21 protein-coding genes are annotated in these 23,755 nt (G+C 69.5%); 13 read left to right on the top strand and 8 right to left on the bottom strand.

From position 1 onward, the window contains the following. The first annotated feature begins 12 nt into the window (after positions 1 to 12). The 13 genes from ilvB (at position 13) to U7230_RS09850 (ending at position 14,394) form a co-directional block, all read left to right on the top strand. On the top strand, positions 13 to 1,791 hold the full coding sequence (gene ilvB, locus U7230_RS09910) for a biosynthetic-type acetolactate synthase large subunit (RefSeq protein ID WP_324715683.1): 1,779 nt from the start codon (positions 13 to 15) through the stop codon (positions 1,789 to 1,791). Further along, entirely contained in the window at positions 1,792 to 2,343 is a 552-nt protein-coding gene (gene ilvN / locus U7230_RS09905; protein ID WP_324715682.1) for an acetolactate synthase small subunit, read from the top strand. It begins immediately after the preceding gene. Between the two features lies 1 nt (position 2,344). Further along, positions 2,345 to 3,421, top strand: a complete 1,077-nt coding sequence (ilvC, locus tag U7230_RS09900; protein ID WP_324715681.1) for a ketol-acid reductoisomerase — start codon at positions 2,345 to 2,347, stop codon at positions 3,419 to 3,421. 54 nt (positions 3,422 to 3,475) lie between these two features. Continuing rightward, complete coding sequence (locus tag U7230_RS09895) at positions 3,476 to 4,666, top strand: pyridoxal-phosphate-dependent aminotransferase family protein (RefSeq protein WP_324715680.1); 1,191 nt, start codon at positions 3,476 to 3,478, stop codon at positions 4,664 to 4,666. Continuing rightward, on the top strand, positions 4,663 to 6,279 hold the full coding sequence (serA, locus tag U7230_RS09890; protein WP_324715679.1) for a phosphoglycerate dehydrogenase: 1,617 nt from the start codon (positions 4,663 to 4,665) through the stop codon (positions 6,277 to 6,279). Before U7230_RS09895 ends, serA begins: the two co-directional genes overlap by 4 nt. A 46-nt stretch (positions 6,280 to 6,325) precedes the next feature. Next, entirely contained in the window at positions 6,326 to 7,915 is a 1,590-nt protein-coding gene (locus U7230_RS09885; RefSeq protein ID WP_324715678.1) for a 2-isopropylmalate synthase, read from the top strand. Between the two features lie 7 nt (positions 7,916 to 7,922). Continuing rightward, on the top strand, positions 7,923 to 9,233 hold the full coding sequence (leuC, locus tag U7230_RS09880) for a 3-isopropylmalate dehydratase large subunit (protein WP_324715677.1): 1,311 nt from the start codon (positions 7,923 to 7,925) through the stop codon (positions 9,231 to 9,233). Beyond that, positions 9,230 to 9,763, top strand: a complete 534-nt coding sequence (locus tag U7230_RS09875) for a 3-isopropylmalate dehydratase small subunit (RefSeq protein ID WP_324715676.1) — start codon at positions 9,230 to 9,232, stop codon at positions 9,761 to 9,763. Before leuC ends, U7230_RS09875 begins: the two co-directional genes overlap by 4 nt. Next, positions 9,750 to 10,988: a 3-isopropylmalate dehydrogenase gene (gene leuB / locus U7230_RS09870; RefSeq protein ID WP_324715675.1), complete on the top strand. Its 1,239-nt coding sequence runs from the start codon at positions 9,750 to 9,752 to the stop codon at positions 10,986 to 10,988. Before U7230_RS09875 ends, leuB begins: the two co-directional genes overlap by 14 nt. Next, positions 10,918 to 11,676, top strand: coding sequence for a response regulator transcription factor (locus U7230_RS09865; protein WP_324715674.1), 759 nt, complete (start codon positions 10,918 to 10,920; stop codon positions 11,674 to 11,676). The genes leuB and U7230_RS09865 overlap by 71 nt, the downstream gene beginning before the upstream one ends. A gap of 31 nt (positions 11,677 to 11,707) precedes the next feature. Further along, a complete protein-coding gene (locus U7230_RS09860) occupies positions 11,708 to 13,141 on the top strand; it encodes a sensor histidine kinase (protein ID WP_324715673.1) in 1,434 nt (477 codons plus the stop codon). A 109-nt stretch (positions 13,142 to 13,250) separates the two neighbouring features. Then, entirely contained in the window at positions 13,251 to 13,961 is a 711-nt protein-coding gene (phoU, locus tag U7230_RS09855) for a phosphate signaling complex protein PhoU (RefSeq protein ID WP_324715672.1), read from the top strand. 85 nt (positions 13,962 to 14,046) lie between these two features. Then, positions 14,047 to 14,394, top strand: a complete 348-nt coding sequence (locus U7230_RS09850) for an alpha/beta-type small acid-soluble spore protein (RefSeq protein ID WP_324715671.1) — start codon at positions 14,047 to 14,049, stop codon at positions 14,392 to 14,394. Positions 14,395 to 14,499: 105 nt separating this feature from the next. Here U7230_RS09850 and U7230_RS09845 read toward each other — a convergent pair whose 3' ends face one another. The 8 genes from U7230_RS09845 to U7230_RS09810 form a co-directional block, all read right to left on the bottom strand. Then, complete coding sequence (locus U7230_RS09845; protein ID WP_324715670.1) at positions 14,500 to 15,516, bottom strand: ABC transporter ATP-binding protein; 1,017 nt, start codon at positions 15,514 to 15,516, stop codon at positions 14,500 to 14,502. Next, positions 15,517 to 16,584 carry an ABC transporter ATP-binding protein gene (locus U7230_RS09840; RefSeq protein ID WP_324715669.1) on the bottom strand — a complete coding sequence of 356 codons (1,068 nt, stop codon included), beginning with the start codon at positions 16,582 to 16,584 and terminating at the stop codon, positions 15,517 to 15,519. Between the two features lie 40 nt (positions 16,585 to 16,624). Next, on the bottom strand, positions 16,625 to 17,560 hold the full coding sequence (locus tag U7230_RS09835; RefSeq protein WP_324715668.1) for an ABC transporter permease: 936 nt from the start codon (positions 17,558 to 17,560) through the stop codon (positions 16,625 to 16,627). Positions 17,561 to 17,615: 55 nt separating this feature from the next. Continuing rightward, positions 17,616 to 18,542, bottom strand: a complete 927-nt coding sequence (locus U7230_RS09830; protein WP_324715667.1) for an ABC transporter permease — start codon at positions 18,540 to 18,542, stop codon at positions 17,616 to 17,618. Between the two features lie 134 nt (positions 18,543 to 18,676). After that, positions 18,677 to 20,365 (bottom strand): ABC transporter substrate-binding protein, encoded by a 1,689-nt coding sequence (locus U7230_RS09825; protein ID WP_324715666.1) that lies wholly within the window; start codon positions 20,363 to 20,365, stop codon positions 18,677 to 18,679. A 331-nt stretch (positions 20,366 to 20,696) separates the two neighbouring features. Beyond that, positions 20,697 to 21,425 carry a hypothetical protein gene (locus U7230_RS09820; RefSeq protein WP_324715665.1) on the bottom strand — a complete coding sequence of 243 codons (729 nt, stop codon included), beginning with the start codon at positions 21,423 to 21,425 and terminating at the stop codon, positions 20,697 to 20,699. Positions 21,426 to 21,470: 45 nt separating this feature from the next. Further along, positions 21,471 to 22,184: a response regulator transcription factor gene (locus tag U7230_RS09815; protein WP_324715664.1), complete on the bottom strand. Its 714-nt coding sequence runs from the start codon at positions 22,182 to 22,184 to the stop codon at positions 21,471 to 21,473. A gap of 27 nt (positions 22,185 to 22,211) precedes the next feature. Continuing rightward, positions 22,212 to 23,672: a sensor histidine kinase gene (locus U7230_RS09810; RefSeq protein WP_324715663.1), complete on the bottom strand. Its 1,461-nt coding sequence runs from the start codon at positions 23,670 to 23,672 to the stop codon at positions 22,212 to 22,214. Positions 23,673 to 23,755: the final 83 nt, after the last annotated feature.

Below are 23,755 nucleotides of genomic sequence, written 5' to 3'. Positions count from 1 at the left end.
GGGGGCGAAGCGATGGGTATCGATACGGCTCGAGGGCCAAACAACGCGCCGGAGGGACACCGACTGTCCCGCACCGAGGCGCCGGCCGGCATCGCGCCCGGCCAGGAGGTGAGCGGTGCCGAAGCACTCATCTGGGCGCTGGTGGAAGAGGGGGTCGAGGTCGTCTTCGGGTACCCGGGCGGGGCGATCATGCCGGTCTACGACGCCCTGTACCGGATCGGGCGGCCTCGCCACGTGCTCGTCCGCCACGAGCAGGGTGCCGCGCACATGGCGGAAGGGTACGCCCGGGCTTCGGGCCGGGTGGGGGTCTGCATGGCGACCTCCGGCCCGGGAGCCACCAACCTGGTGACGGGCCTCGCCAGCGCCCACATGGACTCTGTGCCGGTCCTGGCCATCACCGGCCAGGTGGCGACCAGCGCGATCGGGCGGGATGCGTTCCAGGAGGCGGACGTGTGCGGGGTGACCATGCCCATCACCAAGCACAACTATTCCGTTCGCAGGGCTTGCGACATCCCGTCGGTCGTCCACGAGGCCATCTACATCGCCCGTACCGGGCGGCCCGGCCCGGTGCTCATCGACCTCCCCAAGGACGTGGCCAACGAGCGCGTCCGGTGGATGCCGTACCCGCCGCCGCTCGACCTGCCCGGGTACCGCCCGACGACAGCGGGCCACCCGCGCCAGATCGAGGCGGCCGCGCGGCTGGTCGAAGAGTCGCGGCGGCCCCTGTTGTACGTGGGGGGCGGAGTCGTCACGGCGGGAGCGGGCGAGTTGGTCGTGGAGCTCGCCGAGCGGGCCCAGATCCCTGTGGTCATGACGCTGATGGGCCTCGGTGCCGTGCCGGGGCGCCACCCGCTTTCCCTCGGGATGCTGGGCATGCACGGCGCCGCCTGGGCCAACTACGCCGTCCAGCACGCGGATCTGCTCATCGCCGTGGGTGCCCGCTTCGACGACCGGGTGACCGGCGACGTCACGCGGTTTGCCCCCGGTGCCCGCAAGATCCACATCGACGTCGACCCCGCGGAGATCGGCAAGAACGTTGCGGTGGACGTGCCCATCGTCGGCGACGCTCGCCGGGTCCTCGAAGAGCTCATCCCCCTGGTCGCCCCTGCCGGCCACGACGCGTGGCTGGAGCAGATCCGCACCTGGCAGGACGAGTACCCGCTCCTGTACGAGCGCACCCCGGGCGTCGTCGCTCCCCAGGACGTCGTCGTCGCCCTCGACACCCTCACCGCAGGGGAAGCGGTGGTGGTGACCGACGTGGGCCAGCACCAGATGTGGGTGGCGCAGTTCTACCGGTTCCAGGCCCCTCGGCTGCAGATCACGTCGGGCGGCCTCGGCGCCATGGGGTTCGGGCTTCCTGCGGCCATCGGGGCGCGCCTGGCCGTGCCGGACCGGCCCGTGGTGGCGGTCGTGGGTGACGGCGGCTTCCTGATGACGGTGCAGGAGCTGGCCGTGGCGGCGCAGCTGCAGTTGCCCCTTCCCATCGTCGTGATCAACAACGGTGCTCTCGGGATGGTGCGCCAGTGGCAGGAGATCTTCTATGAAGGCCGCTACGCGGAGAGCCTCCTGCCGCCGGGGCCGGACCTCGTCGCCATCGCTCGAGGCTTCGGAGTGCCCGGACGCAGGGTCGACCGCCCGGAGGAGATGACCGCCGCGCTGGCCGAGGCGCTGGCCGCCCCCGGACCCTACGTGCTGGACGTCGTGGTCGACCCGTCCGCGCTCGTCCTGCCCATGGTGCCGCCCGGCCGGGCCATCGACGAGATGACCGGCGTGAAGGGCCGGGTGGAGTGAATGCGGCGGGTGCTGGCAGTGCTGGTGCGCAACCAGCCGGGGGTCATGACGAGGGTGTCGGCGCTCTTCTCCCGGCGCGGCTTCAACATCCAGAGCGTGGCCGTCGGCGCCACCGACGACCCGGCGCTCGCCCGGATGACGCTGGTGCTCGACGAAGACGAGCCGGGCGTCGAGCAGGTGACCAAGCAGCTCCACAAGCTCGTCGACGTCATCAAGGTGAGCGACATCACCGACGACGAGCCGATCGAAAGGGAGCTGGTCCTGGTGCGGCTGGCCGCCGACGCCTCCCGGCGGCTCGAGGCGGCGCAGATGGCTCAGCTCGTGGGGGCCCGGCTGGTAGACGTGGGAGAGGAGTCGGTGACGGTCGAACTGACCGGCCCCACGGCCGATGTCGAGGCCGCTTTGCGGATCCTGCGGGCCTTCGGGTTCAAGGAGCTGGTACGCAGCGGCACGGTCGCCATGGCTCGTCCGGGGCGGGTAGCGCGCACGGCCGGGCCGGCGGGAGGCGTGCCACCGAGCAAACTTGCATCGGAAGGGGTGCGGGTGATCTGACATGGCCGCTCGGCTTTACTACGACCCGGACGCCGATCTCGAGGTGCTCCGTTCCAGGACCGTCGCCATCGTGGGGTACGGAAGCCAGGGCCACGCTCATGCCCTCAACCTGAGGGACAGCGGGGTCCGCGTGGTGGTGGCCAACCGCCCCGGCAGCCGCAACTACCGCCGGGCCCGGGAAGACGGGTGGGAGGTGGTGCCGCCCCGGGAGGCGGCTCAACAGGCCGACGTCGTCCAGCTCCTGGTGCCGGACCACGTGGCGCCGCAGGTGTTCGAGGAGATTCGCCCGGCGCTGGCGGCGGGCAAGGCGCTGGGGTTTTCCCACGGGTTCAACGTTCACTTCGGCCAGATCCGTCCGGGCCAGGACGTGGACGTCTTCATGGTGGCGCCCAAGGGCCCGGGCCATCTGGTGCGCCGCATGTACCAGGAGGGGAAGGGAGTCCCTGCGCTCTTCGCGGTGCATCGGGACGCCACCGGCCACGCCCGATCGCTTGCCCTCGCGTACGCCAAGGCGATCGGCGCCACGCGGGCCGGGGTGCTCGAGACCACGTTCGCGGAGGAGACCGAGACGGACCTCTTCGGGGAGCAGGCGGTGCTCTGCGGCGGGATGACGGAGTTGGTGCGGGCCGGCTTCGACACGCTGGTGGCGGCCGGGTACCAGCCCGAGGTGGCTTACTTCGAGTGCCTGCACGAGATGAAGCTCATCGTCGACCTCATGTACGAAGGCGGCATCGCCTGGATGCGGCACTCCATCTCTGACACCGCCGAGTACGGTGACCTGACCGTGGGCCGCAAGGTCATCGACGATCGCGTGCGCCAGAGCATGAGGTCGGTGCTCGAAGAGATCCGCTCGGGCCGCTTCGCCAGGGAGTGGATCCTGGAGAACCAGGCAGGCCGCCCCGTCATGAACGCCCTGCGCTACGCGCAGGCGCGGCACCCCATCGAGGAAGTGGGCCGGCGGCTGCGCTTCATGATGCCCTGGATCGAAACCCCCCAGGAGGCGAAGGAGGTCGTCGGCCAGCTCCTGGCCGAGGCCGGAGCGCGGGAGGCAGGCCCGTCCCGGGACGGGCAAGGGTAGGCCGGTCGTGCGGCGAAGATGGTCGCCTGACCATTTCCCGGGAAAGGCGGCTGGATGACGGTGTCGACGCACTGGTTGCAGGAAAAGCAAGAGCTACGGATCCCAGGGCCCACGCCGGTACCGCCGTCGGTGTTGCGGGCGATGTCCCGGCCCATGATCAATCATCGAGGGCCGGAGTTCAAGGCGATCCTGGCGAGGGTGACGGAGCGGCTCCAGCGACTCGTGGGGACGGAGCAGTACGTCGCGATCCTGACCGGCTCAGGCACGGCGGGGATGGAAGCGGCGTGCGCCAACCTCGTTTCCCCCGGCGATCGCGTGCTGGTGCTCGAGGGGGGCGTCTTCGGGCACCGGTGGGTGGAGATCGCCACGGCCTTCGGCGCCCAGGTCGAGGTGATGGAGTACCCGTGGCACACGGGGGTCGACCCGCAGCAGCTGGGAGAGCGGCTGCGCGAGACCCCGGGCGTGCGGGCCATCTTCACGACCCACAACGAGTCGTCCACCGGGGTGCTCAACGATCTGCAGGCCATCGCCCGCGTCCGGGACCAGGTGGCCCCCGACGCGCTCGTGGTGGTGGACTCGGTCAGCGGCCTGGGCGGCGCTCCTCTCTCCATGGACGCCTGGGGGCTGGACGCGGTGGTGAGCGCCTCTCAAAAGTGCATCATGGCGCCGCCGGGGCTCGCCTTCGTGGCCCTGTCGCGCCGTGCCTGGCAGCGGGCGGAGACCAGCCGGGCGAGCCGCTACTACCTCGATCTGGCGGCCCACCGGCGCATGTTCGAGAAGGGCCAGACTCCCTGGACGCCCGCCGTCTCCGTCGTCTACGCGGTGGACGAGGCCCTGGATCTGATGGCCCGGGAGGCGCCCGAGGAGCGATTCGCCCGGCACCGGCTCATGCGCGACATGGTGCGAGCCGGGCTCGAGGCAGACGGATGGGAGCTCATGGTCGAGGATCGCTTCGCCTCTCCCACGGTGACCGCCGTGCGCCCGCCGGCCGGCGTCGACGTGGAGGCGGTGCGGCGGGTGGCGCTCCAGGAGCTGGGCGTCGTGTTCAGCGGTGGGCAGGGGCGCCTTGCGGGCCAGATCCTGCGGGTGGGGCACATGGGGTTTGCCACGCCGCTCGACATGATCAACGCGGTGGCGGCGGCCGAAATGGCGCTGGCGCGCACCGGGGCGCCGGTGAGCGCTCCGGGTAAGGGCGTGGCGGCCGCCCAGGCGGTCTGGCTGGAGCGGCAAGGGGCGCGGCCATGACGCGCGTCCTGGTGGCCGATCCGCTGGACGAGGCCGGCGTGGAACGGCTGCGGCAGGCAGGGGCGGAGGTCGACGTCCGTCACGATCCGGACCGGGCGGCGCTGCTCGCCCGCATTGGCGAGTACGACGCCCTCGTCGTGCGCAGCGAGACCCGGGTCGACGCCGCCGTGCTGGAAGCCGGCAAGCGCCTGCGCGTGGTGGGCCGCGCCGGCACGGGCGTCGACAACATCGACGTGGAGGCGGCGACCCGGCGCGGGGTCGTCGTGGTCAACACCCCTGAGGCCAATACCGTGGCGGCTGCCGAGCACGCGCTGGCGCTGATGCTCGCGGTGGCCCGGCGCATTCCCTGGGCCCACCATTCCCTCGCATCGGAGAGGCGCTGGGAGCGCCATCGGTTCATGGGGGTCCAGCTGGCGGGCAAGACCCTGGGCCTGGTGGGGCTGGGCCGCATCGGCACCGAAGTGGCGCGCCGGGCGCGCGCCATGGGCATGACGGTGGTGGCCCACGACCCGTACGTGACGGGCGAGCGGGCAGCGCAGCTCGGCGTCGAGCTCATGGATCTCGATCCCATGCTGGAGCGGTGCGATTTTGTCAGCATCCACTGTCCGCTCACGCCTCGCACCCGCCACCTCCTCGACGCGTCCCGCCTGGCCCGGTTGCGGCCGACCGCTTACCTGGTCAACTGCGCTCGCGGCGGCATCGTCGACGAGGCCGCCCTTGCCCGGGCGCTCGCACAGGGCCGGCTGGCCGGGGCGGCGCTCGACGTGTACGAGACCGAGCCGTTGCCGGCCGACAGCCCTCTGTTCGGCCTGCCCAACGTGGTCATGACTCCGCACCTGGGCGCCAGTACCCGGGAGGCGCAGGCGAGCGCGGCGCGCACCGTGGCGGAGGAGGTGCTGAGGGTGCTCTCCGGAGAGCTGCCTCACAGCGCCGTCAACCTTCCCTCCATTCCGCCGGAGCGCTGGCCGAGGGCCCGTCACCACGTGGAGCTGGCGCGCCGGTTGGGCCGGGCGTTCGCGGAGCTCTTCGGCCCTGAGGCGATGGCCCGGCTGGAGATCGTGTACCGCGGGGAGCTCGCCCACGCTCCCGAGAGCGGGGCCCTCACCGCTGCGGTCTTGTGGGGTGTGCTGACCCCCGTCATGCAGGAAGGCGTGACACTGGCCAGCGCCCCCGTGCTCGCGAGGGAGCGCGGCATGGAGGTGGTGGAGACCCACAGCCACGGGGCCTTGAAGGAGCAGGAAGCGGCCACGGGGGCCTTGATCCTGCTGCGGTCCCGTCCCCGGGGGAGCGACTCGGCCGAAGTGAGCGTGGCCGGGCACGTGGGGGACGACGGCCGGCCCCGCCTCGTGGCGATCAACGGATACCGCATCGACGTGGAGGAGTCGGGTTACTTGCTGGTTTCGTCGCATCAGGACAGGCCCGGCATCATCGGGAAGGTCGGCACCATCCTGGGCCAGCACCAGATCAACATCGCCTACATGCAGGTGGGCAGGGACCGCCCGGGCGGCCATGCGGTCATGGTCGTCGGGGTCGACCAGGAGGTCCCGCCCGGGGTGGTGGAGACCTTGCGCCGCATCCCGGACCTCTGGGACATCCGGGTCGTGGAGTGGTAGCGGGACGTACCGGTGGCGCCGGCGCCGTTGGGGGGTATCGACAGCGGTGGTGCGCATCCAGGTTTTCGACACGACCCTGCGGGACGGCGAGCAGTCGCCGGGGGCCAGCCTCAACGAGCTGGAGAAGCTCGAGGTGGCCCGCCAGCTCGACGCACTGGGCGTCGACGTCATCGAGGCCGGCTTTCCGGCGGCCTCGCCCGGCGAGCTGGCCGCTGTCCAGGAGATATGCCGCCAGGTGCGCCGGCCGACCATTGCCGTGCTCGCCCGGGGCAACCCGCGGGACATCGAGGCGGCGGGGGAGGCCGTCAAGGGCGCGGCCCGCAGCCGCATCCACGTTTTCGTCGCCACGTCGCCCATCCACATGCAGTACAAGCTCCGCAAGAGCCCGGAGGAGGTCCTGCAGATCGCCCGGGAGTCCGTACGGCTGGCCGCAGGGCTGGCCGACGAGGTGGAGTTCTCGGCAGAGGATGCCACCCGCAGCGACCCCGACTTCCTGTGCCGGGTCTTCGAGGCGGTCTTGTCGGCCGGGGCGACCATCATCAACATCCCCGACACGGTGGGGTATGCGACCCCGAGCGAGTATGCGGAGCTCTTCCGGTACGTGAAGGCCCACACCTCCGGGATCGAGCGGGCCACCTTGAGCGCCCACTGCCACGACGACCTGGGGCTGGCGGTGGCCAACACGCTGGCCGCCGTGGAGGCGGGGGCCCGCCAGGTCGAGGGGACCATCAACGGCATCGGCGAACGGGCCGGCAACGCCGCGCTCGAAGAGGTGGTCATGGCGCTCAAGACCCGCCAGGACCGCTTCCCGTTCGAGACGGGCATCGTGACCGAGCAGCTCTATCGCACGAGCCGGCTCGTGAGCCAGCTGACGGGCATCGTCGTGCAGCCCAACAAGGCCATCGTGGGGGATAACGCGTTTGCCCATGAGGCCGGCATCCACCAGGACGGGATGCTCAAGGAACGCCGTACCTACGAGATCATGCGGCCCGAGTGGGTGGGCCAGGCCCAGAGCCGGCTGGTGCTCGGGAAGCATTCGGGGCGTCACGCCGTCCGCCATCGCCTCGAGGAACTCGGCTACCAGGTCAGCGACGCCGACCTCGCCGTCATCTACGAGCGCCTCATGCAGCTCGCCGACCGCAAGAAGTCGGTGACCGACCGGGACCTGGTGGCGCTGGTGGAGGAGCACCGCACCGTCAGCGTGCCGGAGCGCTACCTGCTCGAGTACTTCCACGTGGCGAGCGGCACGGGGTCGGTCCCCACCGCCACGGTACGGTTGCGCCTGGCGGACACGGGCGAGCTCGTTCAGGAGGCCGCCTGCGGGGACGGCCCGGTGGACGCCCTGTACCGGGCCATCGAGCGAGCCGGTGCCATCCGGGCCGAGCTCGTGAGCTACCAGCTCCAGGCGGTGACCTCGGGCAAGGACGCCATGGGCGAGGTGACGGTGCGAGTACGGGACGACGGGCAGGTGTTCGTGGGCAGGGCGGCCAGCACGGATGTGCTCGAGGCCAGCGCCCGAGCTTATTTGCAGGCCGTCAACCGCATGACCTACGCGCACCAGGCGGGGGCGGAAGCCCCGGCCGCCGCGCACTTCCAGGCAAGCGAGCCGGCGCCGGCGCCGGCGAGCGGGGGGTGAGGCCGCTATGGCCATGACGCTGGTCGAGAAACTCCTGGCCGATCACAGCGGCAGGCGAGAGGTGCGGGCGGGGGAGATCGTCCATGCCCGGGTCGACATGATCCTGGCCAACGACGTGACGGCACCCATCAGCATCCAGGAGTTCTACCGTATGGGGGCCAGGCGCGTCTTCAATCGGGAAGCGGTGGCGATGGTCCCGAGCCACTTCGCCCCGAGCCCCACCATCCAGGCGGCGGCCAACATCCAGGCCATGCGGCAGTTCGCCCGGGAGCAAGATCTCCCTTACTTCTTCGAAATCGGGCGGATGGGCATCGAGCACGTCCTGCTCCCCGAAGAGGGGCTGGTCGTGCCGGGCGACGTGGTCATCGGCGCCGACTCCCACACGTGCACCAACGGCGCGCTGGGCTGTTTCGCCACGGGCATGGGCTCGACCGACATCGCCGCGGCCATGGCGCTGGGGGAGACGTGGCTGCGGGTGCCGGAGACGCTCCGGGTGGTCTACTACGGGCGGCGCAAGCCTTGGGTCACGGCGAAGGATCTCGTCCTGCACACGATCGGAAGGATCGGCGTGGCCGGGGCGCTCTACCAGGCCCTGGAGTATACCGGCGAGGCCGTGCGGGACATCAGCATGGAGGGCCGGTTCACGATGGCCAACATGGCCATCGAGGCGGGGGCCAAGACCGGCATCTTCGAGGTCGACGAGGTCACCCTCGCCTGGGAGGAGGGGAGAGCCCGCCGCCCGCCCCGCATCTTCCGGGGCGATCCCGGCGCCCGGTACGCCGGCGAGGTCGAGATCGACGTGAGCCGGGTCGAGCCCCAGGTGGCCTTCCCTCACCTGCCGGAAAACACCCGGCCCGTCAGTGAAGCGGCCGCGCTCGGCGTCCGCATCGACCAGGCCTTCGTGGGGTCGTGCACCAACGGGCGGATCGAGGACCTGCGGCTGGCGGCCCGGGTGCTGCGGGGGCGGCGCGTGCACCAGGACGTGAGGATGATCGTGATTCCGGCGAGCCAGCGCGTCTACCGGCAGGCCATGGCGGAGGGGTTGCTCGATTGCTTCGTCGAGGCGGGAGCCGCGGTCAGCACGCCCACCTGTGGCCCCTGCCTGGGCGCGCACATGGGGGTGCTGGCCAGGGGCGAGCGGGCGATCTCGACCAGCAACCGCAACTTCGTGGGACGGATGGGGCACCGGGAGAGCGAGATCTACCTGGCCAGCCCGGCCGTCGTCGCGGCCTCTGCGGTGATGGGCCGTATCGCTTCTCCCGAAGAGCTGGGCCTGACGGAGAAAGACTTCCTGGAAGTGGCAGGTGAGGCGGCATGACGGCCATACCGCGCACCGTCCGGGGCCGGGTGTGGGTGGTGGGCGACCACGTGGACACCGACGTGATCATCCCGGCCCGCTACCTCACCACGTCGGATCCCCAGGAACTCGCCCGGCACGTCTTCGAGGACCTGGACCCCAGCTTGAGGGAGCGGATCTGGCCGGGCGACATCGTGGTGGCGGGCGTCAACTTCGGCAGCGGCAGCAGCCGGGAGCACGCCCCCATCGCCCTCAAGGCGGCCGGCATCGCCTGCGTGGTGGCCCGCTCTTTTGCCCGGATCTTCTACCGCAACGCGGTCAACGTGGGGCTGCCCGTGCTCCAGTGCCCCGAGCCCATCCCCGTCCAGAGCGGGCAGACGGTGAGCATCGACCTCGAGGCGGGCACCGTGCTCGACGAGGCAGGCGGGCGCACGTTCGTGGCGGAGCGGATGCCGGACGTCATGAGGGAGATCCTGGAGGCCGGCGGATTGGTACCCTACGTGGCCCGGCGGCTGCAGGAGCGGGAGGCAAGCGCGCGTGCGACAGGGTGAGGGGATGAGGGCGCGCCCGGAGCGCTCCGCGGCGCACGTCGTCCTCATCGGCGGGGACGGCATCGGGCCGGAGGTCGTCGAGGCGGCGGCGCAGTGCCTGGAAGAGGCTGCGAATCTTGCCGGCCGAGAGGTACGGTTCACGAGGGCGGCGGGAGGCGGGGAGGCCATCGACCGGGGGCTGGGGCCGATGCCCGATGCCACCATCCAGGCTTGCCTGCACTCTGACGGGGTGTTGCTGGGGGCCGTGGGCGGTCCCCGCTGGGACCGCCTGCCGGGAGCCTTGCGCCCCGAGGCGGGGCTGCTCGAGTTGCGGCGAGCCCTCGGCGCTTTCGCCAACATCCGCCCCGTGAGGCTGTTCGAGGGGCTGGAAGACGCGACTCCGTTGAGGCCGGAGGTCGCCCGCGGGACGGATCTGGTCATCGTGCGGGAGCTTCTCGGGGGGCTCTACTACGGGGCCCGGGGGCGGCGCGACCAGGACGGGCGGATCCTGGCCTTCGACACCATGGAGTACGCCGACGTCGAGATCGACCGGGTGGCCCGCTTCGCCTTCGAGCTGGCCCGCAAGCGGCGGCGCAAGCTCTGCCTGGTGGACAAGGCCAACATCCTCGAGACCTCGCGCCTGTGGCGGGAACGGGTGGAGTCGCTGGCCGGGGAGTACCCCGACGTCGAGTGCACCTACCAGTACGTGGACAGCTGTGCCATGAAGCTGGTGCAGTCGCCCCGGTCGCTCGACGTGTTGCTGTGCGAGAACACCTTCGGGGACATCCTGAGCGACGAGGCGGCGGTGCTGGCCGGCTCCCTGGGGATGCTCGCCTCGGCCAGCATCGGAGGGCCCGTGGGCCTCTACGAGCCAGTCCACGGCACGGCCCCGGACATTGCCGGCCAGGGGCTGGCCAACCCCATCGGAGCCATCCTGTCGGCGGCGCTGCTGGCGCGCCTCGACCTGCAATGGGACGACGTGGCCGCCATGATCGAAGAGGCGGTGGCCGCCACGTTGCAGGAGGGCTTCCGGACGCGCGACCTGGTCGCCGGACGAGCGACCGAGGGGGCGGGCGGGGGGGCCGGCACGCCCGCCGTCCGGGTGGTGGGGACCCGGGAGATGACGGCGCAAATCCTGGAGAGGCTTCCCCTCTTCGCCAGCAGGACGGGCGACGATGCGCGCAGAACCACACGCGGCGACGGCGGGCGTGATCATGGCATACCGGGTACTGGTGGTCGACGATGAGCCTTCCATCGTGGAGTTGGTGCGCTTCACCCTCGAGAAGGAGGGGTTCGTCACCGACTCGGCCGCGAGTGGACCGCAGGCGCTGGAGGCGGTAGAGCGGACCCGGCCCGATCTCGTGCTGCTCGACCTCATGTTGCCGGGCCTCGACGGGCTGGAGGTCTGCCGCCAGCTGCGGCAGAAGGCGAGCATCCCGATCATCATGCTGACCGCGAAGGCGGGCGAGGTCGACAAGGTGGTCGGGCTGGAGCTCGGGGCCGACGACTACATCACCAAGCCCTTCAGCCCCCGCGAGCTGGTCGCCCGTATACGTGCGGTGTTGCGGCGCACCCAGGCGGCCCAGGAGGCGGCCCGATCCGCGGCGTCGGGCCCGCCGGGCGGCAACGAGCTGCGGGCGGGCAGCGTGGTGATGGACCTGGCCCGCCACCAGGTGTGGGTGGAGGGCCGGCCGGTCGACCTCACGCCCAAAGAGTACGACCTCTTGCGCATGCTCATGGCCAACAAGGGGATCGTGATGACCCGAGAGCTCTTGCTGGAGAAGGTGTGGGGATACGATTTCGCGGGTGACACGCGGACGGTGGACGTCCACGTGGTGCGCCTCCGGCAGAAGCTCGAGGACGATCCGGCCCATCCTCGCTACATCGAGACCGTAAGAGGCGTGGGTTATCGGATGCGAGAAAACCCTGCGTAGGCGACGTCTCTCCCCGCCGTCCCTGCGACGCATGCTCTTCTTCTCCCACGTCTCGGCGGCGGCCGCCGGCTTTTTCGCCGCGGCGCTCTTTTGGAGCGGGCTCGGCCGGATGGGCGTGCCCGCCCACGAGGCGGTGCTGGTGGCGGTGCTGGCCGCCATCGGGGCGGGCGTCTTCTTCAGCCGCCGGGCCGTCGCGTCGGTCCGTACGGCCATCGACGGGCTGTCCGACTTCGTGGGGCTCATGCAGTCGGGCCAGGCCAGTGAGGTGCTGCTCTCCCAGCCCGAGGAACTGTCGGATCTCGCGGCGCGCCTTCGCCAGCTGTCGTCGAGCTTCAGCGCCGCGCTGGCCGAGTCGTCCCGCAAGCAGGCGGAGCTGAGCGGGGTGCTGGCCAGCCTCGTCGACGGCTGCATCGCCGTCGACCCCTCCGGCAGGGTCATCCTCTTCAACCAGGCGGCGAGCCGCCTCTTCGGCGTCCGGGACACCGACGTGCTCGGCCGGCCGCTGGTGGAGGCCATTCGAAGCTACGACCTGGCGACCGCGGTGGGCGAGACCCTGCAAAGCGGCCAGCCGCAGGTGCGGGAGTTCCGCCTGGTGGGTACGCCCGGCGAACGTACTTTCCAGGTGACGGCCGCGCCGCTCGCTCCGCCCGCGTCGCCGGACGCCGCGCGACAGGCGGCGGGAGGTGCTCCGGCCGACCGGGCCCGGACGCCCTGGGGGGCGGTGGCCCTCGTGCGCGACGTGACCGAGCTCCGGCGGCTCGAACGGGTGCGCAGCGACTTCGTGGCCAACGTCTCGCATGAGCTCCGCACGCCGCTCACGGCCATCAAGGGTTTCATCGAGGCGCTGCAGGAGGGCGCGGCGGAGGACGCGGCCACCCGGACGCGCTTCTTGGAGATCATGGCCCGGGAGACCGACCGGCTGGTGGCGCTCATCAACGACCTGTTGGACCTCTCGCGACTCGAGTCGCGCACGGCGGCGTTCCATCCGGCGGCGCTCCGGCTGTCGGAGGTGGCCGAGGCGGTCGTCCAGATGTTCAGCCGCAAGGCCGGCTCCAAGGGGCTCGCGCTCTCCATGGAGTTCGATCCCGGACTGCCGCCGGTGCTGGGCGACGAGGACATGCTCCGCCAGGTGTTCATCAACTTGCTGGACAACGCCATCAAGTACACCATGGCCGGCAGCATCCGGGTGCGGGCGAGGCCGGAGCGGGACGGCACGGTGCGGGTGGAGGTGGCCGACACCGGCATCGGTATCCCCCGGCAGCACCTGAGCCGGATTTTCGAGCGGTTTTACCGGGTGGACCGGGCTCGCTCCCGGGAACTGGGAGGCACGGGCCTGGGCCTGTCCATCGTCCGCCACATCGTGGAACTCCACGGCGGGCGCATCGAGGTCGACAGCGAAGTCGGGGTGGGTACCACCTTCCGCTTCTGGCTGCCGGCGGCGACGTCACCCGCGAAGGCGCCTTGAAGGGGCGCCGTTACTGGCGTATACTCGCGTTACGCTGCAAGGTGCACGGTGCGTTACCGCGCGGGCGGCCCACCGGCGCCGGGCGAGCCGGAAGGATGGGGCGAGACCGGTGGCCAGGAGCGCGTTCGACCAAGAGCTGTCCGAGCTCCAGCAGGAGATCCTGCGCATGGGCTCGCTGGTGGAAAAGGCGGTCGAGCTGGCGGTGCAAGCGCTGCGCGACCGCGATCGGCAGCTGGCCACCCAGGTCATCGACGACGACGACCTGGTGGACCGGCTGGAGGTCGACCTCGAGGAGCGGTGCATCCGGCTGATCGCGCTGCAGCAGCCGCTGGCAGGCGACTTGCGGACCATCGGCACCGTGCTGAAGGTGATCACGGACCTGGAGCGGGTGGGGGACTACGCCACCAACATCGCGGAGGTGGCGGTGCGGCTCGCCAGGGAGCCCCTCTTCAAGCCGCTCATCGACATCCCCCGGCTGGCCGAGATGGCCCAGCGGATGCTCCGCCAGAGCCTGGATGCCTTCGTGCACCGCGACGTCGAGCTGGCCGAGGCCGTGTGCCGGGCCGACGACCCCGTCGACGATCTTTTCGCCGCCCTGTACGACGAGCTCATGCAATACGTGGCAAAAGGCGCGGACATGGTGCGGGTCACCCAGGCGATCAACCTGATCTTCGCGGCCCGCTACCTGGAGCGCATCGCCGACCACGCTACCAACATCGGGGAGCGGGTCATCTACATGGTGACCGGCAAGCGCGTCGCCCACCAGCTGCGCGGCCGCATCCTGGGAAGCTCCGCCTCGGCGGCGGCCCCGAGCCCGTAGAGCCCAACACCCGCCAGGCGTGCCCGCATTTGCTTGCGCGGGCCTTCCGGTCATCGGGTCACCTTAGGTTCAGGAGGTGACGGAGATGGCTGCAGGCCAGAAGCGCAACCGGCCCCTGCTGACCCAGGCGCTCGGCGCGCTGGACAAGTTCAAATACGAGGTAGCTTCCGAGCTCAACATCAACCCTGAGTACAAGTCCGGCTATTGGGGCAACATCAGCGCCAGGGAGTGCGGGGCCGTGGGGGGCAACATGGTGCGGCGCATGATCGCCGCTGCCGAGCAAACCCTGGCGCAGCAAGCGGCTGGTTCGGCCACCGCAGCGTTCCGAGCGGCGCTGCCCGTCGAACCCGACGCCCAGAGGGGAGCGACCTCGGCGCACAATCCTTCGGAGATCCGCCCGGGTCAATCCCAGCAAGCGTTCGGCATCAAGTAAGGGAAACGAGCCCGAGGCCCGTCCTGCCGGGACGCGTGGTGCATGCAACACCGGCTCCAGGGGGCAGGGCGGGCCTCCGCTTTCCCTTGCCTTTCGGCGACGTCCTCAGTAGAGATGGCAGGCCACCTGGTGGCCGGGTTCGACGGGCTTGAGCTCGGGGCGCACCCGGGCGCAGACCTCCTCCGCCCGAGGACAGCGGGTGCGGAAGGGGCAGCCCGAAGGCGGGTTGATGGGGCTCGGGATCTCGCCCTCCATCAGGATCCGGTGGCGCTGGCGCTCCCGGCGGGGATCGGGGATCGGCACCGCCGACATCAGCCCCTGGGTGTACGGGTGCAGGGGCTTGCGGTAAACCTCCCGCGTCGGCCCCGTCTCCACCAGGTGCCCGAGGTACATCACGCCGATGCGGTCGCTCAGGTGGCGCACCATGGCGAGGTCATGGGCGATGAACAGGTACGTGAGCCCGCGCTCCGCCTGAAGACGCGCCAGCAAATTGACGATCTGGGCCTGGATGGAGACGTCCAGCGCCGAGATGGGCTCGTCGGCCACCAGGAACTCCGGGTCGACGGCGAGCGCCCGTGCGATCCCGATGCGCTGGCGCTGCCCTCCGCTGAACTCGTGAGGGTAGCGGCTGGCGTGTTCGGGGTTGAGCCCGACCACCCGCAACAGCTCGGCAATCCGGTGCAGGCGTTCCCGGCCGTGGGCGAGCCCGTGGCTGTCCAGGGCTTCGCCGATGATCTCCGCCACGGTCATGCGGGGATCCAGGGAGGCGTACGGGTCCTGGAAGATGATCTGGGCCCGACGCTTGAAGCGATAGAGCTCGGCGCCCGATAGCCGGTGGACGTCCTTGCCGTCGAACATCACCTGGCCCGCCGTCGGGTGGTACAGGCCGATGACGACCCGCCCGACGGTGGTCTTGCCCGAGCCGCTCTCTCCTACGAGCGCGAAAATCTCGCCTTTGCGGATGTGGAAGTCAATCCCGTCGACGGCCCGCACCTGCAGCCCACGGCGGATCGTGAAGTACTTCTTGAGCCCCCGCACCTCGAGCAGTACCGGGGCGGCCTCGCCGCCCGCAACCTCGCGGGGCGCCTCGTGCGGTACGTCTCGGACCGGCATGGCTGACATCTACGCTTCGACCTCTTGATCCGGGGTTTTGGGGGAGGCGGCGGCCTCGGCGTAGGGCCTGGGGGACGTGGCAAGGAAGTCCTTGCCCCATCGCCCGGCCCTGGGATCCAGGAGCCAGCAGGCCGAGACGTGCTCCGGGCCCGCCTCGAAAAACGGCGGCGGGTAGGACCGGCACACCTCGAGCACCCGGCTGCAGCGCGGAGCGAACGGGCATCCGGGCGGCTCCTGGTACAGGTCGGGGGGAGAGCCGGCGATGGACTCCAGCTCCTGCCGGACTCCGGCCTCCGGGTTGGGCACCGATCGCATCAGCGCCCGGGTGTAGGGATGGAGGGTATGGTAATAGAGCTCATCGACGCCCGCCTGTTCCACGACCTGGCCGGCGTACATGACCACGACCCGGTCGGCGAGGCGTGCCACCACCCCCAGATCGTGCGTAATGAGCAGGATGGCCATACCCAACTTCTCCTGCAGGCCCTTCATGAGCTCCAGGATCTGGGCCTGGATGGTGACGTCGAGGGAGGTGGTGGGCTCGTCGGCGATGAGCAGGTGCGGCTCGCAGGCGATGGCCATGGCGATCATCACCCGCTGGCGCATGCCGCCGCTCATCTCGTGAGGGAACTGGGCGAGGCGCGTCCGCGGGTTGGGGATGCCCACCATGGCCAGGATCTCGGCCGCCCGGTCCAGCGCCTCCTTCGGCCCCATGCCCTTGTGCTTGCGAAGAGGCTCGGCGATCTGCTGGCCGATGGTCATGGTGGGATTGAGGGAGGTCATCGGATCCTGGAAGATCATCCCGATCTCCGCGCCCCGTACCCGCTCCATCTCGCGCAGGGAAAGAGCGGTGAGCTCCTTGCCGGCGAACCGGATGGTGCCCCCGTCGATGCGCCCCGGGTGGGGGACGAGCCGCATGATGGAAAGGGCCGTCACGCTCTTGCCGCACCCCGACTCGCCCACGAGAGCCAGGGTCTCGCCCTCGCGCACCTCGAAGGACGCGCCCCGGACCGCGTGGACGGTGCCGGCGTGGGTGTAGAAATTGACCCGCAACTTGTCGATGCTCAACAGTGGCTCCACCTTGGGGCGGCCGCCTCCTTTTCCACCTGCAGCGACCATGTCAATGACGCTGCCTCGGGTCCAGGGCGTCGCGCAACCCGTCGCCCAGGAAGTTGAAGCCGAGCAGGATCAGGCTCAAGACCAGGGCCGGGAAGAGGAGCTCATGCGGATAAACCCGCAAGACCTGGTAGGACGAGGAGATCATGGAGCCCAAGCTCGCCAGGGGGTCCTGGATGCCCAGCCCCAAGAACGAAAGGAAAGCCTCGGTGAAAATCGCGCCCGGCACCGTCAACGTGATGTTGACGAGGATGACCCCCATGGTGTTGGGCACCAGATGGCGCACGATGATCTTCCAGGAACGCACCCCCAGGGCCTGGGCGGCCAGCACGTACTCCTGCTGCTTGATCTGGAGCTCCTGGCCTCGCACGAGGCGCGCCATCCCGACCCATCCCAGGACTCCCAGCGCGACGACGATGGAGCCGAGCCCCGGCCCTATCACGACGAGCAGAAGGATGATCACGAGGAGCGACGGGATGGAGTAGACGATCTCGACGATGCGCATGATGACGTCGTCGACCATGCCTCCGAAGTAGCCGGCGATCCCGCCCATGGTCACCCCGGCGACCAGGTCGATGGCGGCCGCCAGGAGCCCGATGAGCAGCGAGATACGCGCCCCGAACCAGAGCCGGGTGAAGATGTCCCGCCCGAGCTCGTCGGTGCCGAACCAGTGCTCGGGCGAGGGAGGCAGGTCCGTGTCGAGCAGGCTCGTCTCCCGGTAGTCATAGCCGGTCAGGTAGGGCCCGACGATGGCCAGGATGCCGATGACGACCAGCACGACGAGCCCGGCCACGGCCATCCGGTTCTGGCGGAAGCGGGCCCATGCATCCGCCCAGTAACTTCGCGGCGGCCGGTCGAGCGCCTCTGCAGCCTCCTCCGAGATGGCTGCCGGCCGGAAGAGCTCGGCGGGGGGGTCTATCGCGCGTACGGCCTGGTTCACTGTGCTCCACCGCTCCCTGCTGCCCTGTTGCTCCGCGTGGATCTCCTGCTCTTCATCAGTCGGAGGCCTTCCCCAGCCGGATCCTCGGGTCTACCAGGGTATACGCCAGGTCGACCAGGAGCATCATGGCGACGAGCAACACCGCGTAAAACATGGTGGTCCCCATGATCAGCGGGTAGTCCCGGTTATAGATGCTCTGCACGTAATACTTGCCGAGCCCGGGGATGCCGAACATGCTCTCGATGATGAACGAGCCGGTCACCACCCCTGCGACGAGCGGCCCCATGATGGTCACGATGGGTAAGATGGCGTTGCGAATGGTGTGCCGCCAGAGCACCTCTCGCCGGGAGAGGCCCTTGGACTCGGCGGTGCGGACGTAATCCTGATCCAGGACCTCCAGCATGCTGCTTCGCATGAAGCGCGCCTGGCCGGCCATCATCGAAAGGCCCAGGGCCAGCGTCGGCATGATCGTGTAGACGAAGCCCTCCCAGCGGGCCACCGGCAGCCACCCCAGCCTGACGCCGAAGACGTACTGCATGAGCGCACCGACCACGAAGCCGGGGATGGAGACGAAGAGCAGGGCGAGGAGGATCACGACGTAGTCGGGCCACCGGTTGTGGTTGACGGCGGCGATCACGCCGAGCACCAGCCCGAAGGTCACCCCGACGGCGATCGCCTGCAGCCCCAGATGGGCCGAGACCGGGAAGCCCTCCCGGATCATGTCGTTGACGGTGCGGTTCATCTGCCGCATCGAGTACCCCAGGTCGCCGCGCACGAGGTTGCCGAGGTATGTGAAGTACTGCTGGATGAGGGGCCGATCCATCCCGTACTTGACCAGCATGAGCTGGTGGATCTGCGGCGTGAGCTTCTCGCTGGCGAAAGGATCCCCGGGGATGGCGTGCATCAGGACGAAGGTGAGCGTGGCGATGACCCACAGCGTGAGCACGCCCAGAGCGATGCGCCTCGCGATGTAACGGACCAATGCCCTTTACCTCCTGGCGTACCGGCCATCCACCCGGCACGGAGAGCCGGGGGGAGGTGGAGGCCCGGCCGGGGTCTCCACCTCCTGGCGATCTTGCCATCGTGCCAGATGCTTTTGGAATGCATCCGGCAGCGCTACTGGCGGGCCACCTCCGGGACCTCGTAGCCGAGCTCGGTGAGGCCTTCCCGCAGCAGCTGGCGGGCCAGCTTCACGTCGGGCGTGGCGGGGAAGAGCTCGCCGACCCGCTTTTGGAAGATCCCGCCCTTGGCCGGGTCGGTGATGACCGGAGGCGTGAGCGACGTGGCCGGATACGATCCGTTGCGCAGCACCCGGTCGGCGAACGCCTTGCGGTCGATGGCCAGCGCGATGGCCCGGCGCACCTTGGCGTTCTTCAGCACCGGATCGAGGGTGTTGAACTCCCAGTAGAAGGTGGAGCCGTCGGGCCACGGCGGCTGCAGGTCGGGGTGATTGCGGTACACGTCGACGTAGCGGCTGGCGACGCCGGCGATATCGAGCTTGCCCTGCTCGTACATCTGCAGGGCCGTGCCCGCGTCCGTGATCATGTCGAAGTGGATCTTCTGGAGCTTCACGTTCTTGGCGTCCCAGTACTTCGGGTTTTTCTCCAGGACCAGCTCGTACTGGTGCTTCCACTCGGCGATCCGGAAGGGCCCGGATGCCCCGATGGTGCTGGCCTCAGCGGCATACTTGTCGCCGTACTTTTCGACCAGGTGCTTGGGCGCCGGCAGGAAGCTGATGAACGTGGTCAGCTCGAGGAAAAGCGGGTTGGGTTTCTCCAGGGTGACCTGCAGCGTCCGCTCGTCCAGCGCCTTCACGCCAAAGGTCTCCAGGGCCTTGTCGATGGCCTCCCCGTCCTTCGCGTCCATCTTGGCGATCTTGGAGCCGTTGGCGATGCCGGCCAGCTCCATCATGAACTGGTACTGGGAGGCCGTCCGCGGGTCGATCACGCGCCGCCACTGGTAGACGAAGTCGTCGGCGGTGATGGGCGTGCCGTCGTCCCAGGTGGCCTTGCGGAGCTTGAAGGTGTACACCTTCTGGTCCGGGGAGACCGTCCAGCTCTCGGCCAACCCGCTACCCGGGCGGATCTGGCCCTGGGCATCCTTGCGCACGAGGCCGTCGAGGGTGGCGTTGAGGATGAGGAAGGAGACGGTGTCGGTGGACGTCGCCGGATCCAGATCGGGAGGCTCCTCGCCCAGGTTGAGGTTGAGGTACATCGGCGAGTCGCCGCCCGGCCGGCCCTGGGTGTAGGCCCACTTGTACTCGGCCTCGGCCCCCACCGGCCGCCGGATGATCCCCTTCACCCACGGCTTGTAGAGCGAGAGGCGGGATCGCCAGTAAACGGGAGCGATGGGAGCCTCCTGCGCCAGGATCTTCTCCGCCTCGACGAAGTACTGCATGCGCTTTTCCTGGTCGGTGGTGTTCTTCGCGGCCGCCAGGAGCTCGTCGTAGCGCTGGTTGCTCCACTTGCCGTCGTTGAAGGCGCTATCCGTGACCCACAGGTCGAGGAAGGTCATGGGATCGTCGTAGTCGGGCCCCCACCCGGCGAAGACGACGGAGAAGTTGCTGTTGCGCATCCGCTCGAGGCGGGTCTTGAAGTCCATGTACTCGATCTGGATCTCCAGGCCCAGGTTCTTGCGAACCATCTCCTGGATGGCCTGGTTCATCGTCCGCACCACGTCGCCCGTGTCGCTCAACATCACGATGGGCGGTAAGGGTTTGGCCGCCAGCGCCACGCCGCCCAGGGCCCCCGCCAGCGCCATCGCCACCGCCGCCACGAACGCCACCTGTCGCCACGTATGCCGCAAAAGGCTGCACTCCCTTCCCGAGCTCGAGGCCGAGCTCTCCTCGTTTCGCGCGCGGAACACGAACACCCGCCCCCCCCGCTGTACGGAGGGGGGGCCTACCAGCTCCCTCCACGCTCCCCCCTTATTGGCTCGCGCCCTCTCCGAACGATATCCCTTGGGGGGTTCGGTTCGGCAGCATGGTGTCAACTCCTGCCGCGCCGCATTCCCTGTCTGGACGCGCGTAAAGCCCTGCAGGCCCGGTCCAGGGCGGCCGCGTCCCTGCGGGTGTCACCTCCGGAGGGAGCCGGCGCCTGGAGGAACTTTCTGGGAGACTCCCGGGAACCCGCGAGCGTCAGGCGCCCGGCGCAGGGTGGGGGGCAGGACGGGCCGACCGGACGGGATCGGGGGAAGTCGCCTTCAAGAACCCCAGGTACATCACGACGGCGCCGACCAGTTCGCCCACGTACAGGCCCGGCAGGCCGAACCGGTTGAGCGTCCCCCCGATGGCAGGCGCCAGGCCCCCGAGGGCGATGAGGACGTTGCCGATCATCCGGTCGTAGTGGGTACGCCGCCGGCGAAAGGCCCACGCCGACCAGAGGGCTCCGCCCACCAGCAACAGGGTGCCGTAGACGTTGAAAAACGGAGTCAGCACCCGGACGCCCGGCGAGACGATGACGGCCGCGGAGAGTTCGGCCCCTGCGGCCCGTGCCGGGTCGAGCTGCGCCCCCGCCACTTTGAATGCTGCATACGAAGTACCCACGGCCAGGAGCGCCATCAAGAGGTGCGCGACGCGCCGGGGCAGCAAGAGGTAAGCCGTACCCTGGCCCAGGTAGGCGGCCACCATGACCGCTCCCGTCAGGTACCAGAGCCGGAAGCCTGCCTCGCTGAAACCGTAGAGTCCTCTGTGCACCTGCGCGGCCGCGCCGATGGCGTACAGGAGCAGGCCGATACCCCAGAGCAACAGGTGCAAAGAGCGCGGCCTGCGGCCGAAGCGGCGCAGCACCATGGCCGCAAACGCCGTGCTCACGGCAAAGGCCGCGGCCGCCACGCTCACGGACAGCGTGTGGGTCACCGGGTTCATCGATGCGCCAGCCCCCCGTCCCTGACCGGGCCACGTCCGGCGCGGCTACGCGCCGTTCATGTGCCCGTCGGGTTTGACATCCCGCACCATGTTTTGCCGGACGGCGTACGCGGCCGCCTCGGCCCGGTTGGCCAGTCCGAGCTTGCTCAGGATCATGGAGACGTAGTTGCGAACCGTCTTTTCGCTCAAGTACAAGGTTTCGGCGATCTCCCGGTTGGTCTTGCCCTCGGCGATGAGCGCCAGGATGCGGCGCTCCTGAGGGTTGAGCTTCTCGTGCGGCTGGGCCTCCTCGGCGGTCATGTTGCGGACCCGGTCGAGGAGCTTGCCCGTCACCGACGGGTCGAGCAGCGACTCGCCGCGCGCCACGGTGCGGATGGCGTCCACCAGGTCCATCGAGTTGACCTCTTTGAGGACGTAACCGCTGGCCCCGGCCATGACCGCCCCGAAGACGGCCTCGTCGTCGGGGTACGAGGTGAGCATGATGACTTTGACCCCGGGATGGCGCTCCTTGATGCGCCGGCAAGCCTCGACCCCGTTGAGCTCCGGCATGCGGATGTCCATGACGACGACGTCGGGCTGGAGAGAGTCGGTCAGCTCCACCGCCCGGCTGCCGGTATCGGCCTCTCCCACCACGGCGAACTCCGGGATCCGCTCCAGCAGCGACCGGAGCCCGATCCGTACGACCTCGTGGTCGTCGGCCACCAGGATGCGCACCTGCCTGCCGGCCTGCTGTGGACGGCCAGACGCACCGTCAACCATGGCGGCTTCTCACCTCGTCGTCCGCTTTCATGCGCTGATCCGTTGCCCCTCCACGGGGGCTCGCTCCGACGGCGCCCGTAAGGGAATACGTACCATCACGGTCGTGCCCTCTCCCGGGCGGCTGTCGATGTCGAACTCGCCCCCCAGGAGCTCCGCCCGCCGGCGCATGTTGACCAGGCCCCATCCCTGGCGATCGCCGGCCTGCCCGGGGTCGAACCCACGCCCGTCGTCCTGCACGTACAGCACGAGCTCGCCCTCCGACTCGTGCACGCCGACGCGCACCTGGCGGGGCTGCCCGTGGCGGGCGGCGTTGCTGACGGCCTCCTTCACCACCTGGGAGAGTTCATTGGCGACCGCGGGCGGCAACGCCTTCTCGTCAATGGATCCTATCTCCAGGTGTACCGGCAGGTGATAGACCCGGGAGGCCTCGCCGGCGACCGCGCTCAGCTTTTGGGCGAGAGTGAGGGCGGTCTCGCCCGGCAGGCGCAGGTCCATGATGTACCCCCGGACGTCCTGGATGATGCCGTTGACCCGGGCGAGCAGCTCGTCGAGCAAGCGCCGGCTCGCCTCGGGGGTCGACTCCATGGCGTACCGCGCGTTTTGCATGCCCAGGCCCAATGCGTACAAGGACTGAATGACGCCGTCGTGCAGCTCCCGGGCGATCCGGTCCCGCTCGGCGAGAATCGCCCGCATCCTCCGCACTTCCTCCAGCCGCTGGGCCGCCTCGATGTCGAACATCTCCATGACCCGGATCATGAAATACGCCATACCGAGCCCGGTCAGCGCCCGAACGCCCTCCACCGGAAGGCCGGTCACCTGCAAGAACTGCTCGGAGTTGAGCCGGTTAGACGGGAAAAACCCGGCGTTGGGCACGATCAGGCCGGCCGCCACGGCGTAAGCGCCGAACGAGACGATGGCCCACTGCAGCCGCCGCACCAGATGCCCCATGCCCGCTACCCGCAGCTCGTCGAACTGGCGGGCCAGCGCAACAGCCACCAGCACCGCCCCGGGGAAGGCCAGGATGTATCGGGACCACGCCTCGCTGACGACCAGCCAGTGCTCGTAGCTCGCGGGCAGCATGACCACGGGGTAGAAGAAGAAGCTCACGCCCCAGACCGTCGTGAGCAAGAGGGGCAGATGGGCGAGCAGCCGGAGCTTCGGGTCGCCATCGGCCAGAAGGCGCGCACCGAACGCCATCAAGAACGAGAAGGTCAGCGCCGTCAGGAGCGCGTGCAGAGCCTGCAGCGTCACCACGATGGCCGGCGGCGTATACGTGCGCTGGATGGGGATGAAGACCTGCCCCCAACTCGCCAGCGCCTGCAGGATGCCAAAGGTACCGAGCAGCGGGAGGTGGCGTGCCATGCGCAGCTGGCTCGGGCGCCGCGACTCCAGGGCGATGGCGAGGCCCATGGCGAAAAAGGCCAGTCCATAGGCGAACTGGACCACCACCGCGTTGGCCCGGAAAAACTCGATGACCGACTCCTTCACCGCGCCCGCCCGACCCTCGCACCCGTTGACACCATGTAAACCTCACACCTCGTTCATTGTACCACAAAGGGCGGGCGGGTTCG

This window comes from Limnochorda sp. L945t (assembly GCF_035593305.1).
Taxonomy (GTDB): domain Bacteria; phylum Bacillota; class Limnochordia; order Limnochordales; family Geochordaceae; genus Carboxydichorda; species Carboxydichorda subterranea.
This window is presented reverse-complemented; position numbering and strand designations above follow the sequence as displayed.